Origin of the sequence: Pseudomonas sp. B6001 (genome assembly GCF_013386015.1) — a bacterium.
Lineage (GTDB): Bacteria > Pseudomonadota > Gammaproteobacteria > Pseudomonadales > Pseudomonadaceae > Aquipseudomonas.
The window spans coordinates 1-17,213 of the sequence record NZ_JACAOX010000027.1 but is presented as its reverse complement, the minus strand read 5'-3'; the positions used below and the strand labels follow the sequence as shown (position 1 = coordinate 17,213).

Here is a 17,213-nt window from a genome sequence, read left to right as displayed (position 1 = left end):
GTTTCCTTATGAAAAAGCCACAGACGAAAGAGGAGCCACAAGGGCCCCTCTTTGTATAACGATGGATCGGCCTCAATCCTTAAGCCGCTTGTGCCACGCAATGCTCGATCAGCGCCTCCAGTTCGGCCTGGTACTCTCGCATCAACTGTTCGACGGTTTCGGCACGGTAGCGGCGCGTGCTGAAAATACAGCGCATCGCCAGGCGTCCGTCATACACCTGCCCCACCACTTCCAGCCAATTGCCCAGGGCCGCCTGCGGGCTGTAGCAACTGCCATAGCTCTCCTGAGCCGGCACCAGCATCGCCTTGTCATCGAAGCTCTGGTCGAACTGCCCCAGGTAGTTGAAGGTGACACGCGCCTGGGGTGCCAGGCGCAAGGTATCGGCCATCGACACACCGCTCATGTGACGCAGGATGCCGTAGCCCAGGCCCTTGTTCGGTACGGCCGCCAATTGCCGCTGCACCGCACGCACCGAGCTCCCGATGTCAGCCCCGGCACCGGGTGCCAGGCGCACCGGGAACATGCTGGTGAACCAGCCCAGGCTGCGGCTCAGGTCGATGTCCTTGACCAGGTCTTCGCGGCCATGGCCTTCGAGCTGGATCAATACCGAAGGCTGCCCGCTCCAGCGGCACAACACCCGGCTCAGCGCGGCGAGCAACACATCGTTGATCTGCGTCTGGTAGACCGCAGGCACTTGCTTGAGCAACTGCTGGGTATGTTCCTGCGACAGGCCCATCAGCGCGACCGACTGGTACTGCACCTGGTTCTTGCCACGCGGGTTATCGCACGGTAGCTCACTGCCCGGCTGGTCGATCTGCTCAAGCCACCAGGCTTGCTCCTGCGCCGGATAATTCGCCGCGTACGCTTGCAGCCCCTCGGCCCAGGCCCGGTAGCTGCTGGTACGAATCGGCAGGGCCGGCGCCTGGCCATTGCGGTAAGCCTCATAAGCGACCTGCAAATCCTGCAGCAGCAAACGCCAGGAAACGGTGTCGATCACCAAATGATGGATCACCATCAATACCCGCACCTGGCCATCGCCCAACGTCACATGAGCGGTACGCCACACCGGCCCGTCTTGCAGGTCCAGGCTGCGCTGTACCTGTTCGGCGTACAGCTCAAGCTCCGCTTCATCGGCCACGGTGTGTTGCCATAACAAGGGCTCAGTGGCCCATTGCGCCTGCATGTCCTCCAGCGGCTGGTAATGCTGGTAATAGCGTGCGCCCACCTCACGAAAGCGCAGGCGCAGGGCGTCGTGCTGCTTCAACATGCAGCGCAATGCCAGCTCCAGCGCCGGCAGATTCAGCGCCTGGCGTGCACGCAGCATCAATGCCTGGTTGTAATGGTGCGGCTCGCTCATACGCTGGTCGAACAGCCACTGCTGGATCGGAATCAGGTTGAACTGGCCCTCGGCGGCCACCTGCGAAACATCCTCGATCAGCGTGGCGACGGTGCTTGAACGCTGCTCGAAAATCGCCTCGATGGTCTGCCCGCGCATCAGGTCCCGCAGCTTGAGGTCCATCTTCAGTTCAGGGTGGTTGCGTACCCGCGAGACGACTTGCAGGCTGAGGATCGAGTCACCGCCCAACTCGAAGAAGTTGTCGGTGATGCCCACGCGTTCCACTTGCAACACATCAGCCCAGACCTGTGCCAGCAGTTGCTCGTCACGAGTACGGCCGGGAACATACTCGCCGCCCTTGAATTCAGGCTCCGGCAAGGCCTGGCGATCCAGCTTGCCGTTGGGCGTGACAGGCAGCGCCGCCATGCAGATGACCTGGGTGGGCACCATGTAATCCGGCAATTGCGCGCGCAAGTCCGCCTTGAGGCGATCACCGATGGCCATGCCATCGGGCGTCACCACATAACCGATCAGTTGCTTGCCCGACGCACTGTCACGGGCGATCACCAACGCGTCACTGACATCGTCCAGTTGCCGCAGGCTCGCCTCGATTTCCCCCAGTTCAATGCGAAAGCCCCGGACCTTGATCTGGTGGTCAATACGCCCGACGTAATCAAGCACACCATCAACACGCTGGCGTACCAGGTCGCCGCTGCGGTAGAGGCGATCGCCCGGCGACCCGAACGGGTCCGGCACAAAGCGCTCGGCACTCAGGTCCGGACGACGGTAATAGCCGCGGGCAATGCCCTGTCCGCCGATGTAGAGCTCACCGGCAATCCCCGGCGGCAGCGGGTTGAGGTCTTCGTCCAGCACGTACAGCGCGCGCTCGCCGACAGCACGCCCGATCGGCGCATAGGCGGCCTCGCACCGGGTGTCGACCGGGACCTTCCAGAGCATCGGCGTGACCACGGTTTCGGTGGGGCCATAGCCGTTGGTAAAGAACTGTGGACGCAGTGCCGCTTTCACTTGTTCGAAGGTCTGGTCCGGCACCGCATCGCCACCGAAGCAATACACCCGTACCGCGGGTGGTTCCTGTTGGCTATGGGCCGCGTACTCGGCCAACTGCTTGAGGTAGGCCGGCGGGAAACAGGCAATCGTGATGCCGTGTTGATGCAAGGCGTCGAAGGTCTGCTCCGGTGTCCACAGGCTGGCATCGCGGATCACCAGCGTGCCCCCGCTCAATAGCGTACTGAGCCAGCGCTCATGAGCGCCGTCGAAGGCAAATGACATGAAATGCAGCTCGCGGGTGCGCTCATCCATGTCATACAGCCCGGCGATGGCCTGGCAATGCATGCTCATCGGCCCATGCGCCACTGCCACGCCTTTCGGCCGACCGGTGGAGCCCGAGGTATAAATCAAGTAGGCCAGATTGGCGCCCAGCAAACTGCTGGCGGGCGGCGTGTCGCTGTAGCCGGCGCGGTCAAACGTGTCGATGGCCAGCTGCGCCAGGCCTTCCACCGCCGGAAGGCGCGCCTGCACCTGGCTATGGGTCAGCAACAGCGCCATCGCCGAGTCTTGCATCATGAACGCCAGGCGTTCGGGCGGATAGTCGATGTCCAACGGCACATAAGCCGCGCCGCTTTTCATCACCGCCAGTAACGCCACGATCATCTCGACGGAGCGCTCCAGGGCCACCCCGACCACCACTTCCGGCCCGGCCCCCAGCTCGATCAAGCGATGGGCCAGGCCATTGGCTCGACGTTCCAGCTCACCGTAGCTCAGCGAATCGCCCCCACACACCAGTGCCGTCGCCTCGCCACGCGAATGGGCATGGCGTGCGATCAGTTCCGGCAAGAGCTGCGCCTGATAGCTGGCATTCGGCGCCGCACTCCACTGCTCAAAGGCTTGCCACTGCTCGGCCCCAAGGCGCTGAAGGTTGCCCAGTCGCGCCGTCGGCGCAACGATCATGGCCTCAAGGGTGTCTTCCATGCAGCGGCGAATCTGCTCTACCGCCTCGACACTGAAGGCATTGCGCAGGAACAGATATTCGATCGACAACTGTTCGCCGAGGTTGACCGCCAGGTCCATCGCAAAGTTGGTCACGTCATGGTTACGCGACTCGCCGAAACTCAGGCCGGTGTCCTGTTGCTCACCCAGGCGCTCATCGATCGGGTAGTTTTCAAACACGATGATGCTGTCGAACAGCCCTTGCCCACCCAGCCCCGACCAGCGCTGGATATCCGCCAGCGGCGCGTGTGCGTACTCACGGATGTCCATGTTGCAGGCCTGCAACGCTTGCAGCCACTGATCCAGCGGCTGCGCGGGTTCCAGGGTCTGGATCACCGGTAGCGTATTGATGAACAGCCCCAGGATGTTGTCGGCATTGGCCAACCCCGCAGGACGGCCAGCCACGGTGGCACCGAACACCACAGTGTTCTGCCCGGTAAAGCGTTGCAGCAACAACAGCCACGCGCCCTGGATCAGCGTGTTGGGGGTGATTTGCAAGGCGCGGCAAGCCTGTTGCAGGCGTGCGGTTTGCACCGCATCCCAACGTGAGTAAAGCGCTTGGTGCCCGGGCAAATCCTCGACATGCCGCGGGAACATCGCCTGGTTCAGCGAAGTGGCCTGCTCCAGCGTTGCAAGACGGCTTCTCCAGAAGCCCTCCAGCGCCCGTTGATCCTGGCGTTGCAGCCATTCGATGAACTCGCGGTAACGACCGTTGCGTGTCGGCACGTGGCCCTGGGCATAAAACTGCATTACCTCGCCAAACAGTCGCGAACTGCTCCAGCCGTCCATCAGGATGTGATGGCAGGTCCAGATCATCTGGTAACGGTCGTCCTCAAGCCGCAGCAACAGCACACGCTGCAACGGCGCACGGGCCAGATCGAACCCTTGCAGGTAATCAGCCGTTGCCCGCTCGCCGACCGCCTGTTCGCTGATGTCCTGGCCGCGCCAATCTTCGATCAGCAGCGGCAATTCGGCCTGGCGGTGGACAATTTGCACCGGGGCGCTCAAGCCATCCTGCCAGTGAAAGCTGGTCCGCAGAATGTCCTCACGCTCAATCACCGATTGCCAGGCTGCGGCGAAGCGCTCGGTATCCAGCCCGTGTACCGGCAGGCTGATCTGGTTGATGTACAAGCCGCTGCTGTCGTCGGCCAGGGTGTGGAACAGCATGCCTTCTTGCATCGGTGACAACGCATAGACGTCTTGCACCTGCGCCACGGGCACCGGCAGGCCGTCAAGGTGCGCCTGGGTCAAACGGGCCAGCGGGAAGTCAGACGGCGTCAGGCCCTGATGCTCTTCGCCGCAGCAATGCTCGATCAGTGCCTGCAACGCGACGCCGTAGGCATCGGCCAATTGCTGGACGGTGGCCTCATCAAAAACGTCGCGGCTGAAGGTCCAGTCCAGGGACAACTGGCCGTTGTACACCCGGCCATCGATGGTCAGCCAGTTGCCCAGCGCCACGTCATCAGCGTGCCCAGCCCCGCTGCCCTCCTCGCTCGGCGCGAATAACGCCTGCTCATCAAAGCTCTGGTCGAACTGGCCGAGGTAGTTGAAGGTAATCCGGGCCTGCGCGAGTTTCGCCAGACGCGAGCGGACATCCTCTGCACCGAGGTAACGCAGCACGCCATAACCCAGGCCCTTGTTCGGCACCGCGCGCAGCTGTTCCTTGATGCCCTTGATGGTGTCTGCCGCGTGCACCGATGGGGTCAATACCACCGGGAACAGGCTGGTGAACCAGCCCAACGTGCGGCTCAGGTCGACGTCGCCGAACAGTTCCTCACGGCCATGGCCTTCCAGTTGCACCAGGCACGCAGGTTGCGCAGTCCACTGGCAAATCACCTGCGCCAGGGCACTGAGCAAAAGGTCGTTGACCTGGGTGCGATAGGCCGACGGTGCCTGCTTGAGCAGGCGCCGAGTCTGTTCTGTATCCAGACGCGTGTTGACCGAATGGCCATGCACCGAAGCCTGGCTGCCCTCAGGCCGCGCCCGTGGCAGTTCCGGCAACGCATGGGCCTGTTGCCCGGTCCAGTAACTCAACTCCCGAGCCAGCCCTTCGCTGTGGGCGTAGCCCTGCAACTGCTCGGCCCACGCCTTGAACGCGGTGGACTTGGGTGGCAACACCACAGGCTGGTTTACCGCCAGTTGCCGGTAGGCCGTTTGCAAGTCTTCCAGCAGCACGCGCCACGACACACCGTCCATCACCAGATGGTGAATCGCCAGATGCAGGCGCGAACTGCCGTCCTGCACTGCGATCAGGCTGCAACGCAACAGCGGGCCGTGTTGCAGGTCGAGGCTGCGTTGCGCCTGGTTGGCAATGGCGATGATCTCATCGGCGTTCTCTGCCTGGCGCTGCCAGAGGCCTACCGGTTGTGCGCGGACGGCCTCATGGCTGGCCTGCCAGGTACCATCGCCCGATTGCACGAAGCGCAAGCGCAAAGCGTCATGATGGGCCACCACGTGCTCAAGGGCCTGCTGCAGACATGCGCCGTCCAATGGCTCGCGCGGGGTCAGCATCAGCGACTGGTTCCAGTGGTCACGGTGCGCCATGTCATTGGCGAAGAACCAGTGCTGCATCGGAACCAGATGGCTGTCACCGCTGACCGGCCCCTGATCGATCGTTGCGGCTTGATCGGCGCTCGCAGCCCGGGCCAGCGCCTGGATGTTCTGGTGCAGGAACAGGTCCTTGGGGGCCAGGCCGATTCCCTGCTGACGTGCACGGCTGACCACTTGAATCGAATTGATCGAGTCACCGCCCAAGGCGAAGAAGTTATCGGCAGTGCCCACCCGGGCCACGCCGAGGACGGCTTGCCAGATCTCGACCAGGGCACTTTCGACTGCATTGGCGGGAGCCACGAAGTCCTGCTGTACCTCAGCCATGTCTGGCACCGGGAGAGCCTTGCGGTCGAGTTTGCCGTTGGGGCTCAGGGGCATTTTTTCCAGCGGCGTCAGGTGCGTCGGCACCATGTGTTCCGGCAGGGTCTGGCGCAGATGCGCTGTCAGCGCCTCGCGCAGTGCCGGCCAGTCGCTGGCGGCGCCAGGCTGGGTAACGACGTAGCCACTCAGGGCTTTGCCGTTGCGGCTGTCCTGCGCCACCACCACGGCTTCGCGCACGGCCCCGTGCTCCAGCAAACGGGCCTCGATTTCACCCAGCTCGATACGAAAACCGCGGATTTTCACCTGATGGTCGATACGGCCAATGTAATCAATCACCCCGTCAACGCGGTAACGGGCCAAGTCGCCCGTGCGGTACAGCCGTTCACCCGCGACAAACGGGCTTGCCACGAATCGTTCGGCCGTCAGCTCCGGGCGACGGTGGTACCCACGCGCCAGTCCCTGGCCGCTGAGGTACAGTTCGCCGTTGACGCCGCAGGGCACCGGGTTGAGCTCGGCGTCGAGAATGTAGGTCATCAAGTTCGCAATCGGCTCGCCGATGGGCACTGCGTCACGGCCCTCGTCACGACAGGTCCAGTGGGTGACGTCAATTGCGGCTTCGGTAGGGCCGTAGAGATTGAACAGCCCCGCGCCCGGCAGCTTGGCGAAGACCTGCTGCTGCGCATCGATCGGCAACGCTTCGCCACTGCAAACGATACGGGTGAGGCTGGTGCAGCGGCTGACATTGGCATCCAGCACGAACGCTTGCAGCATCGACGGGACGAAATGCAGGGTAGTAATGCCCTCGCGCTCGATCAATTGGACCAGCTTCTGTGGATCGCGATGATCCCCTGGCGACGCCACGACCAAGCGGACGCCGGTCATAAGCGGCCAGAAAAACTCCCAGACGGACACATCGAAGCTGAACGGCGTTTTTTGCAGCACGCGGTCGTCGGCGTGCAACCCGTAGGCCTGTTGCATCCAGCACAACCGGTTGGTCAGGGCACCGTGGCTGTTGCCAGCCCCTTTGGGTTTGCCGGTGGATCCGGAGGTGTAAATCACATAGGCGAGGTTTTGCGCGACGGCCCGCGACTCGGGGTTGCCTTGCGCCTCACCGGCCAGCCAGGCATCGTCACCATCGAGTATCAGCGTGCGCACCCGTTCCGGCAGCGGCAAGGTTGCGACCAGTGCTTGCTGGGTCAGCAACCATTCGATGCCGCTGTCGTCGATCATGTAGGACAGGCGTTCCGGCGGGTATTCCGGGTCCAGCGGTACATAGGCGCCGCCGGCCTTCAGGATCGCCAACAGGCCCACCACCATTTCCAGGCTGCGGTGCAGTGCAATGCCCACCAGCACATCGGGGCCTACGCCACGCGCGATCAAGGCGTGAGCCAATCGGTTGGCCCGCGCGTTGAGCTGGGCATAGGTCAGCGACTGCCCCTCGAACACCAACGCCACGGCATGCGGGGCCCGTTCCACCTGGGCTTCGATCAAGTGGTGCACCGGCTGGTGGTTCGGGTAGTGGGCGAACGTGCGGTTCCAGTCCTCAACCATCATCCGGCGCTGCACCGCATCGAGCATCGGTAATTCGGCGATGCGCTGGGTGGGGTTGGCCACAATCGCGCGCAGCAGGTTCAGCCAGTGTTCGCCCAGGCGTGCGACGGTGGCTGGCTCAAACAAGTCAGAGGCATAGGACAGTGCGGCACTGATGCCTTCGCTGTACTCGAACGTATCCAGGGAGAGGTCGAACTGCACGCTGCCCGAATCCCAGGTCAATTGCTCCAGGCTCAACCCCGGCAGTTCAATCGCCTCGCGACGAGCATCACTGGCATGGTTGAACATGGCCTGGAACAACGGCGTATGGCTCAGGTTGCGTGCAGGTGCAAGCAGCTCCACCAGTTGCTCGAACGGCAGGTCCTGATGGGCCTGTGCTCCCAGTACCCGCTGCTTGACCTGATGAAGCAATTGGTCAAAGCGCAGGTGCCCCTCAATGTCGGCCCGGAGTACCTGGGTGTTGACGAAGAAACCCAGCATCCCTTCGGTTTCCAGGCGATTGCGGTTGGCAATCGGTACCCCGACACGAATATCCTGCTGCCCGCTGTAGCGGTGCAACAAGGTCTGGAAGCCGGCCAGCAGCAGCATGAACAGTGTGGTGTTTTGCTGCTGCGCCAGGCGCTTGAGACTCTCGGCCAGGGACGGCTCGAGGGTGATCGGCAACCGGGCCCCACGATAGCTTTGCTGAGCCGGACGTGGATGGTCGGTTGGCAGTTCAAGGACCGGTTGCTCGCCGCCCAACTGTTCTGTCCAGTAGCTGAGCTGACGTTGCTGCTCACCCGCCGCCAGCCACTGACGCTGCCACTGTGCGTAATCGGCATACTGGATCGGCAGTGCCGCCAACGCCGCCGGTTGGCCTTGACTGAAGCCGCGGTATAACTGCATCAGCTCATCGATCATGACCCGCATCGACCAGGCATCCGACACGATGTGGTGTTGGGTCAGGATCAGCACGTGATCTTCAGCGCCCAGTTGCAACAGCTTGACCCGCAGCAACGGCCCGCGCTGCAGATCAAAGAGTTGGCGGGTTTCAGTTTCAATCAAGCCGCGCAGGCCAGGGTCATCCAGCCCGGCAGCCGCCGACTCAAGCGCAATCGCCACCGGTGCCGGCGCGTCGACCCGTTGTACGGGACGCTCGTTCTCCAGCACAAACCGGGTACGCAAGCTCTCATGACGCGCCACCAGAGCGTCAAAACACTGTTGCAAGGCCGCCAGGTCAAGGTGTCCACGCAAACGCAGGGCCGCGGGAATATGGTAGGCGCTGCTGGTGGGCTCCAATTGCCACAAAAACCATTGCCGTTGCTGGGCATATGACAGGGCAAGCGGCTGGTCGCGTGCAACGCGCGGGATGGCCTGTTCAGGAGTCAACGATGCCGGGGCCATCGCCTCGACAAATGCTTGCAGGGTGTTATGGGCGAACAGCAGGCGCAAAGGCACCTGGACTTGCAGTTGCTGGCGAATCCGCGAAACCATTTGGGTCGCCAGCAGCGAATGGCCGCCCAGCTCGAAAAAGTTGTCACTCAGGCCAACCCGCGGCACGTTGAGCACCTCGGCCCAGATCGCCGCCACCGCTTGCTGCACCGGCGTCTGCGCAGCCACGTAGGTTTTCTGCCATTGGCTGGCATCGGGCTTGGGCAGTTGCCTGCGGTCCAGCTTGCCATTGGGGGTCAGCGGGAACCTAGGCAACAGCACCATATGCGCCGGCACCATGTAGTCGGGCAAGTTGGCCTTGAGCCGGGCGTTCAGGCTGTCGCGCAGGCGACCCTGGCCGTCGGCATCCAGGCCCTGCCATTCGGCGGCGGGGACCACATACGCCACCAACGCCTGGCCGCCCGGGGCATCCTGGGCCAGTACCGCGGCTTCACGTACAGCGTCCTGCTCCAGCAGGCGCGCTTCGATTTCCCCGAGCTCGATGCGGAAACCGCGAATTTTCACCTGATGGTCGATCCGCCCCAGGTATTCGAGGATACCGTCCGGGCGCTGACGTGCGAGGTCGCCGGTGCGGTAAAGCCGCTCGCCGGTGCTGGAAAACGGATGGGGAACAAAACGTTCGGCGGTCAATCCAGGGCGCTGGAAGTAACCCCGCGCCAGGCCGTCCCCGCCGATCAGCAATTCGCCGGCAACACCATAGGGCACCGGCATCAGGTCTGCACCGACGATGTACAGCGATGTGTTGTCGATTGGCCCGCCCAGCCAAGGTTGCGCAGCCTGCGGACGCAGCCGGTGCAACGCCGACCAGACCGTGGTTTCCGTCGGGCCATAGAGATTCCAGACTTCACCGCCAAGGCCAAGCATGCGCACCGCCAGTTCCTGGGGCAACGCCTCGCCGCCGCACAGGCACGTGCACCCCTGGAGCACGTGGGCCTGTTCATTGTCGAGCAACATGCGCCAGGTCGAGGGAGTCGCCTGCACCACGTTGACCTGTTCGGCGTCGATCAGGGCCAGCACTGCGTACGGGTCCTGCGCCACCTCCTGGCCGGTCAGCACGATGCACGCGCCGACCATCAGGGGTACGTAGATTTCCAGGCCGAAAATATCAAACGAGAACGTGGTCAGTGACAACGCCCGATCCTGGGCGGTCATGCCCGGCACCCTGGCCATGCTTGCGACAAAGTTGGTCAGGGCGCCATGTCGCACCATCACCCCTTTCGGCTGGCCGGTGGAGCCAGACGTGTAGATGACATAAGCCAGGTGCTCCGGATCCAGCCGGGTTGGCAGATCGTCACCGGCATGGCCGTCAAGCCAATTGCCCGGTTGATCCAGCACCAGCGTAGTGACCGTGTCAGGCACCGGGATCTGGCTGAGCAGCGAATGTTGGGTCAGCAACAGGTCGATGCCACTGTCCTCAATCATGTAGGCGAGGCGATCCTGCGGGAACGCGGGATCGAGGGGCAGATAGGCGCCGCCGGCCTTGAGGATTGCCAACAACCCGATCAGCATGTGCGGGCTGCGTTCGACGGCAATGCCCACCAGCACACCCGCGCCCACCCCGTGACGTTGCAGCTCCACCGCCAACTGATTGGCCCGGGTATTGAGTTGCCCGTAGCTCAAGCGCTGGCCATTGATGACCAGCGCCTGCGCCTCCGGCGAGCGGGCCACCTGTGCCTCGAACAATCGATGAACATAACCCGCCTGCGGGGTGGCTACCGACGTGCGGACGCAATCGTCGAGCTGCGCTTGGCGCTGTTCAGCGTCAAGCAACGGCAGCTCACCGATGCTTTGTGCCGGGTTCGCGATGATTGCCTGCAGCAGGTTTTGCCAGTGCCCGGCCATCCGCGCAACCGTGTCTGCACCGAACAGATCCGTGGCATAGATCAGCGCCGCAGACAGGCCATCGGGGCGCTCCATGGTTTCCAGGGTCAAGTCGAACTGTGCACTATGGGTATCCCAGCGCAGCCCCTCGACCTTCAATTCACCGGCCGGCCCCTCGCCCGCCGGGCCTTGGGTCTGGTGGTTGAACATCACTTGAAACAGCGGGCTGTGGCTCAGGTTGCGTTGCGGCTGCAAGGCTTCCACCAGTTGCTCGAACGGCAGGTCCTGATGCGCCTGGGCATCCAGCGCAGTCTGCTTGACCTGTTGCAGCAAGGCACTGAAGGAGCCCTGGCTGTCGACCTCACTCTTGAGCACTTGGGTGTTGACGAAAAAGCCGATCAACCCCTCGGTCTCCACCCGGTTACGGTTCGCGGTCGGCACGCCAACCCGAATGTCGTTCTGCCCGCTGTAGCGATGCAGCAAGGCCTGGTAGGAGGCCAGCAGGATCATGAACAGACTGACCCCTTCGCGCTGGGCCATCTGCTTGAGGCCGCAGGCCAGCGCGGCGTCGATATCCAACTCCAGCCGGGCACCGCGATAGCTCATCACGGCCGGGCGGGCAACGTCAGTCGGGAGCTCAAGCACCGGCTGCTCGCCGCCCAGTTGCGCGGTCCAGTATTGCAACTGCCGCTCCCGCTCGCCGGCCTCCATCCAGTGCCGCTGCCAGATGGCGTAGTCGCTGTATTGAATCGGCAACGCTGGCAGTTCCAGGCTCAACCCTCGACTGAACGCGGCGTAACCCTTGACCAACTCCTCGACCATTACCTGCATCGACCAGCCATCGGAAACGATGTGGTGCAAGGTGACAATCAGCACATGGTCATCCGCGCCCAGTTGCAACAGGCACGTACGCAACAAGGGCCCCTGCTGCAAGTCGAACAGCCGGCGCGTCTCGTCTTCGATCAAATGCCGCAGTTGCGCCGCATCCGGCACCTGGGCCAGAGGCTGCACCTGCAGATTTACCGGTGCAGCCTCCTGCACTTGCTGCACCACTTGCTCGCCGTGCACCACGAAGGTGGTACGCAGGCTCTCATGGCGCGCGACCAGCGCACTGAAACTCTGTTGCAGCGCCGCAATGTCCAATGGACCGCGCAAGCGCAGGGCCGTAGGCATGTGATAAGCCGCGCTTTCCGGGTCCAGCTGCCACAAGAACCATTGACGCTCCTGGGCAAAGGACAATGACAACGTGTCGAACTCGGCACTGACAGGCGGAATCGGCAGGTTCGCCGGGGAAACGTCCTCTTCGAGCATTTTCTGCAGGTAAAGACGGCGTTTTTCCAGCGGCAGCGTTATGAAGCGCCTGGCAATACGTTGTGCGACAGCGGTGTCCATCAAACCTCCTCGAATTCATCAAGCAGCGCTTCAAGCTTGCTCAATTTTGACGTGCTCATTGACGTGCCGGTCTGCTCCAGTTGCGCGACAAACGCACCGAGGACCGGAAATTGGAATATCAATTGGGGCGTTAACTTCATGCCCAGTTCGAGCTGCAGGCGCGACACCACATTCACCACCAGCAGCGAATGCCCGCCCAGCTCGAAGAAATCATCCGCCAGACCGACCTGCTCAACGTTGAGCACGCCTTGCCAGATGGCCGCGACCTTGCATTCCAGATCGCTTTGCGGCGCCAGGTAAGCCGAATGCAGCGCGCGGGTATCCGGTGCGGGCAGTGCCTTGCGGTCGAGTTTGCCGTTGGGTGTAAGCGGCAGTTGATCGAGGAAGACCAGATGGGTGGGCACCATGAAGTCCGGCATCTGTTGTGCCAGCCGCGCCTTGAGCTGTTCACTCAAGCGCGCCTCGGCCGCCCTATCCAGGCTGCTGTCCTGGCTGACAAGCCAACCCACCAGGCTCGTGCCGGTCGCCGTTTCCCGAGCCAGCACTACCGCGTCTCGTACTTCAGGTTGAGCGTGGAGGCGGGCTTCGATTTCACCCAGCTCAATGCGCAGGCCACGGATTTTCACCTGATGGTCAATCCGGCCGATGTATTCGATTACGCCATTTTCGGCGTGGCGCACCAGGTCGCCGGTGCGATACAGGCGTGCGGCGGCCGACTCGCCAAACGGATCGGGAACGAAGCGCTCGGCGGTCAGCCCTGGACGCTGGTGATAACCACGGGCCAGGGATTCACCACCGATGTACAACTCGCCAATCGCCCCCACGGCGCAAGGCTGCAAGGCGCCGTCCAGCACATAGGTGCATACGTTGTTGATCGGACGACCGATGGCGATGATTCGCCCGTCGTCTTCGACAGTGGCCGCCACGGCATGGCTGCTGGTATCAATCGTGGCCTCCGTGGGGCCATAAAGATTGCGCAACTCGCCATCGAAGAGGCCCAGGACCTGGCGGGAAAGGTGCGCACTCAGCGCTTCACCGCCGCACAGCAGCAGGCGCAAGGAGGCCAGGTGTTCACGGGTCGCCAGCGGCAACAGCGCCTGCAGCAACGATGGCGCCATTTGCAGCACACTGATCCCCCAACGCTCCACCTCGACCCACAAGGTGGTCAAGTCCAGGTTCAATTGCGGCGCGGCCAATACCAGTTGCGCGCCGCTCATCAGTGGCAACCAGAACTCCCACACCGAGGCGTCGAAACTGATGGCGGTCTTCTGCAGGACACGGTCACTGTGATTCAGCTTCAGGCAACCCTGCATCCATTCCATATGGTTGCTCAGGGCGCCATGGCGAATCGTCACGCCTTTGGGTTTCCCGGTGGAACCGGAGGTATAGATCACATAGGCGAGGTTCTGGCTGTCGACGGTTACCGAAGGCTCATGCTCGCCGTAGCCATCGAACCGCTCGGGCAGTGCGTCCAGCAGCAGGCAGTCCACGGCCACGTCAGCGAAGTACGGCTGTACGCTGGTTTCGGTCAACAGCAAGGCAATGCCGCTGTCCTCGACCATGTACATCAAGCGATCCTGTGGATAAGCGGGGTCCAGCGGTACATAGGCACCACCGGCCTTGAGGATCGCCAGTAGCCCGACGACCATCTGCACGCTGCGCGGCATGCACAGCCCCACCAACACGTCCGGGCCTACACCCCGCTCGATCAACGCATGAGCCAGGCGATTGGCGCGCAGGTTGAGCTGGGCATAGGTCAGCGACGCTTGATCGGCCAACAGGGCCGGCGCATCAGGCGTGCGTCGAGCCTGGGACTCGAACCATTGATGAACGTGGCGTGGGTCGGTGGCCGGCACTGCCGTGGCATTCCAGTCGCGCAACAGCACGGTGCGCGTCGCCGCGCCAACCAGGTCGATATCGCCCAGGCTACGGTCGGCGGCCAGGCTCACCATCTGTGCGAGCACGTGCTCCACCTGCTCAGCCAGGCGCTGGATTGTATGTGTATGGAACGCAGCATGGGCATAAGTGAAGTGCAGGCTCAGGGTCTCATTGAGATTAACGGCCAGGGTCAACGGGAAATTAGTCTGTTCCTGATTACCCACCGTGCCGAAGCTCAGGCCTGACGGTGCCTGCGCTTGCAGGGCCTCGGCCAGCGGGTAGTTTTCGAACACCAGCAGCGTGTCGAACAGGCCTTCACCGCCCTGCCCGGCCCAGCGCTGAATCTCGAACAGCGGCGTGTGTTCATGCTCGCGCAACGCAACGTTGCCGGCCTGAAGCTGTTGCAGCAGGCTGGTGACCGATTGTTCCGGCCGGGGGCTGGCAATCACCGGCAAGGTATTGATGAACAGGCCTATCTGCTGTTCGACGCCTTTGAGTTCGCCGGGGCGTCCGGACACCGTGGCGCCGAAGGCCACCGTGTCATGCCCGGTGTAATGTTGCAGGAGCAGCAACCAGGCCGCCTGGACCACGGTGTTGAGGGTGACCTTTTGCTGGCGGGCGAATTCGCCCAGGCGTTGGGTCTGCTGTTGGGACAGTGAGTGATACAGGCTGGCATGGCTGGTCTCGACAGCCGGCTGCGGCGCGGCGAAACGGTTTTCGGCGAGGCGCGTCGGCGCGTCGAGCGCGTGCAGTTGCGCACGCCAGAACGTCTCACTGGCCTTGGCATCACGCCCTTGCAGCCAGGCGATGTAGTCACGATAGCGGCCGGCCGGGCGCGGCAGCACCTGGCCATCGTAACGTTGCAACACCTCGCCCAGCAGCTGCGAGTTGCTCCAGCCGTCCATCAGAATGTGGTGATGGGTATAAATCAGGTGATAACGCTGTTCAGCGGTCTTGACCAGCACCAGCCGCAGCAGCGGCGCGAGGGCGAGGTCGAAACCCTGGTCGCGCTCGCTGGACGCCAACTCGACGAGGGCCTGCGGGGCATCCGTGCGTGTGCTCCAATCCAGCGCGGTGAAGGGTACGCGCACCTGTTTATGCACCACCTGCACCGGTTGCTCGCTGCCTTCCCAGATGAAACTGCTGCGCAAAATGTCATGGGCGTCGACCGCCGCCTGCCAGGCAGCCTCGAAACGCTGTGGGTCGAGACCGTCGATGTCCAGGCACATCTGATTGATGTACTGACCGCTGCCGTGTTCGTACAAGCTGTGGAACAGCATGCCCTGCTGCATCGGCGCCAGCGGGTAGATGTCATCCACCGAACGGGCGGCGAGGCCCAGGTTATCGAGCTGCGGTTGGGTAAAGCTGGCCAGCGGGAAGTCGGAAGGCGTCATGCCATGGTTTGCAGGATCGCAGCAATGACCGATCAACAGAGCCAGCTCCACGGCATAATCGTCGGCCAGTTGCTGGATGGTGGCCTGCTCGAACTGTTGGTGGCTGAACGTCCAGCCCAGGCTCAGTGCGCCATCAAATACCCGCCCGTTGAGGCTCAGCCAATTGCCCAGGGGCGCCATCGCGCTTTGCTCTTCACCGGCGCTTTCGCTGGCCGGGCTGAACAACGCGCCCTGTTCCTTATCGAAGCTGGCGTCGAACTGCCCCAGGTAGTTGAAGGTAATGCGCGGCACCGGCAGCGCTTGCAAGGCTGACCGGCTGGCCTCGTCACCGAGGAAGCGCAGCGCGCCGAAACCCACCCCCTTGTCCGGGATCGATCGCAACCCTTGCTTGATCGACTTGATCGAGTCCCCGAGTGCCGCCGCCGGCGACAACTGGACCGGGAACATACTGGTGAACCACCCCACGGTGCGCGTCAGGTCGATGTTGGCAAACAACTCTTCGCGACCATGGCCTTCAAGCTGGATCAAGGTACTTGCATGCCCGGTCCAACGGCAGACCACCCGCGCCAGGGCGGTCAGCAACAGGTCGTTGACCTGAGTGCGATAGGCGGCTGGCGCTTCCTGCAGCAGTTGCCGCGTCAGGTGTTTGTCCAGACGCGTATGAACAGTGACGGCCTGGCCGTTCTGTGGGCTCGCCTCGGGGTTGAGGCACGGCAGGTCAGCCGGCGCACCTTGCAGTTGCGCCTGCCAGTAGGCCAACTGCTGCTGCAATTGCGCGCTGCGTGCATGCGCTTGCAACTGTTCGGCAAACGTCTTGACCGAGCTGGTCTTGGCCGGCAATTGCAAGGCTTGCCCGGCGAGCAATTGGTTGTAGGCCGTTTGCAGGTCGTCGAACAGAATCCGCCACGACACACCGTCCACCGCCAGGTGATGGATCACCAGCAACAGCCGCTGGGTGCCATCGTCCAGGGTCGCCAACACGGCGCGCAGCAAGGGTCCGGTTTGCAGGTTCAGGCTGCGCTGGGCTTGATTGGCCAGCACTTCCAGCGCGCCAGCATCGGCCACCGGGCGCACCCATAACAGATCATTGCGCATCGATGCGTCGCGATGGCTGGCACTCCAGCCTTCGGCGCTTTCGTTGAACATCACCCGCAACGCATCGTGATGCAGCACCAGCGCCTGCAATGCTTGCTCCACCAGCGCCGCTTGCAGCGCACGGGCCGGTTGCAGCAGCACCGACTGGTTGTAGTGGTGACGCTGCGGGATGGCGTCGGCAAAGTAAGCCTGTTGAATCGGCAGCAGCAACGCCGGGCCCTGCACCGCAGCCTGATCGATTACCTGCACCGGGTCACCGGTCTGCGCGACAGTCGCCAATGCCTGCACCGTCTGGTGCTGGAACAGGTCTTTTGGACTAAAGCGGATGCCGGACTGCCGGGCGCGGCTGACCACTTGAATCGAGATAATCGAGTCGCCACCCAGTTCGAAGAAGTTGTCGGTGAGGCCAACCCGTTCCAGTTTCAGCACGTCTTGCC

At 62.9% G+C, this 17,213-nt stretch carries 2 protein-coding genes; both read right to left on the bottom strand.

The window, feature by feature from the left end:
* Positions 1 to 79: 79 nt before the first annotated feature.
* Positions 80 to 12,409 (bottom strand): non-ribosomal peptide synthase/polyketide synthase, encoded by a 12,330-nt coding sequence (locus tag HX821_RS25815; protein WP_177036768.1) that lies wholly within the window; start codon positions 12,407 to 12,409, stop codon positions 80 to 82.
* Positions 12,409 to 17,213 (bottom strand): non-ribosomal peptide synthetase (locus HX821_RS25810; RefSeq protein WP_177036766.1); only part of this gene is annotated, 4,805 nt, incomplete at its 5' end. The genes HX821_RS25810 and HX821_RS25815, both read right to left, overlap by 1 nt.

Bases quoted from the DNA above. Each gene is read 5' to 3' on its own strand.
- HX821_RS25815 (WP_177036768.1), bottom strand. From the start codon at position 12,409: ATGGACACCGCTGTCGCACAACGTATTGCCAGGCGCTTCATAACGCTG.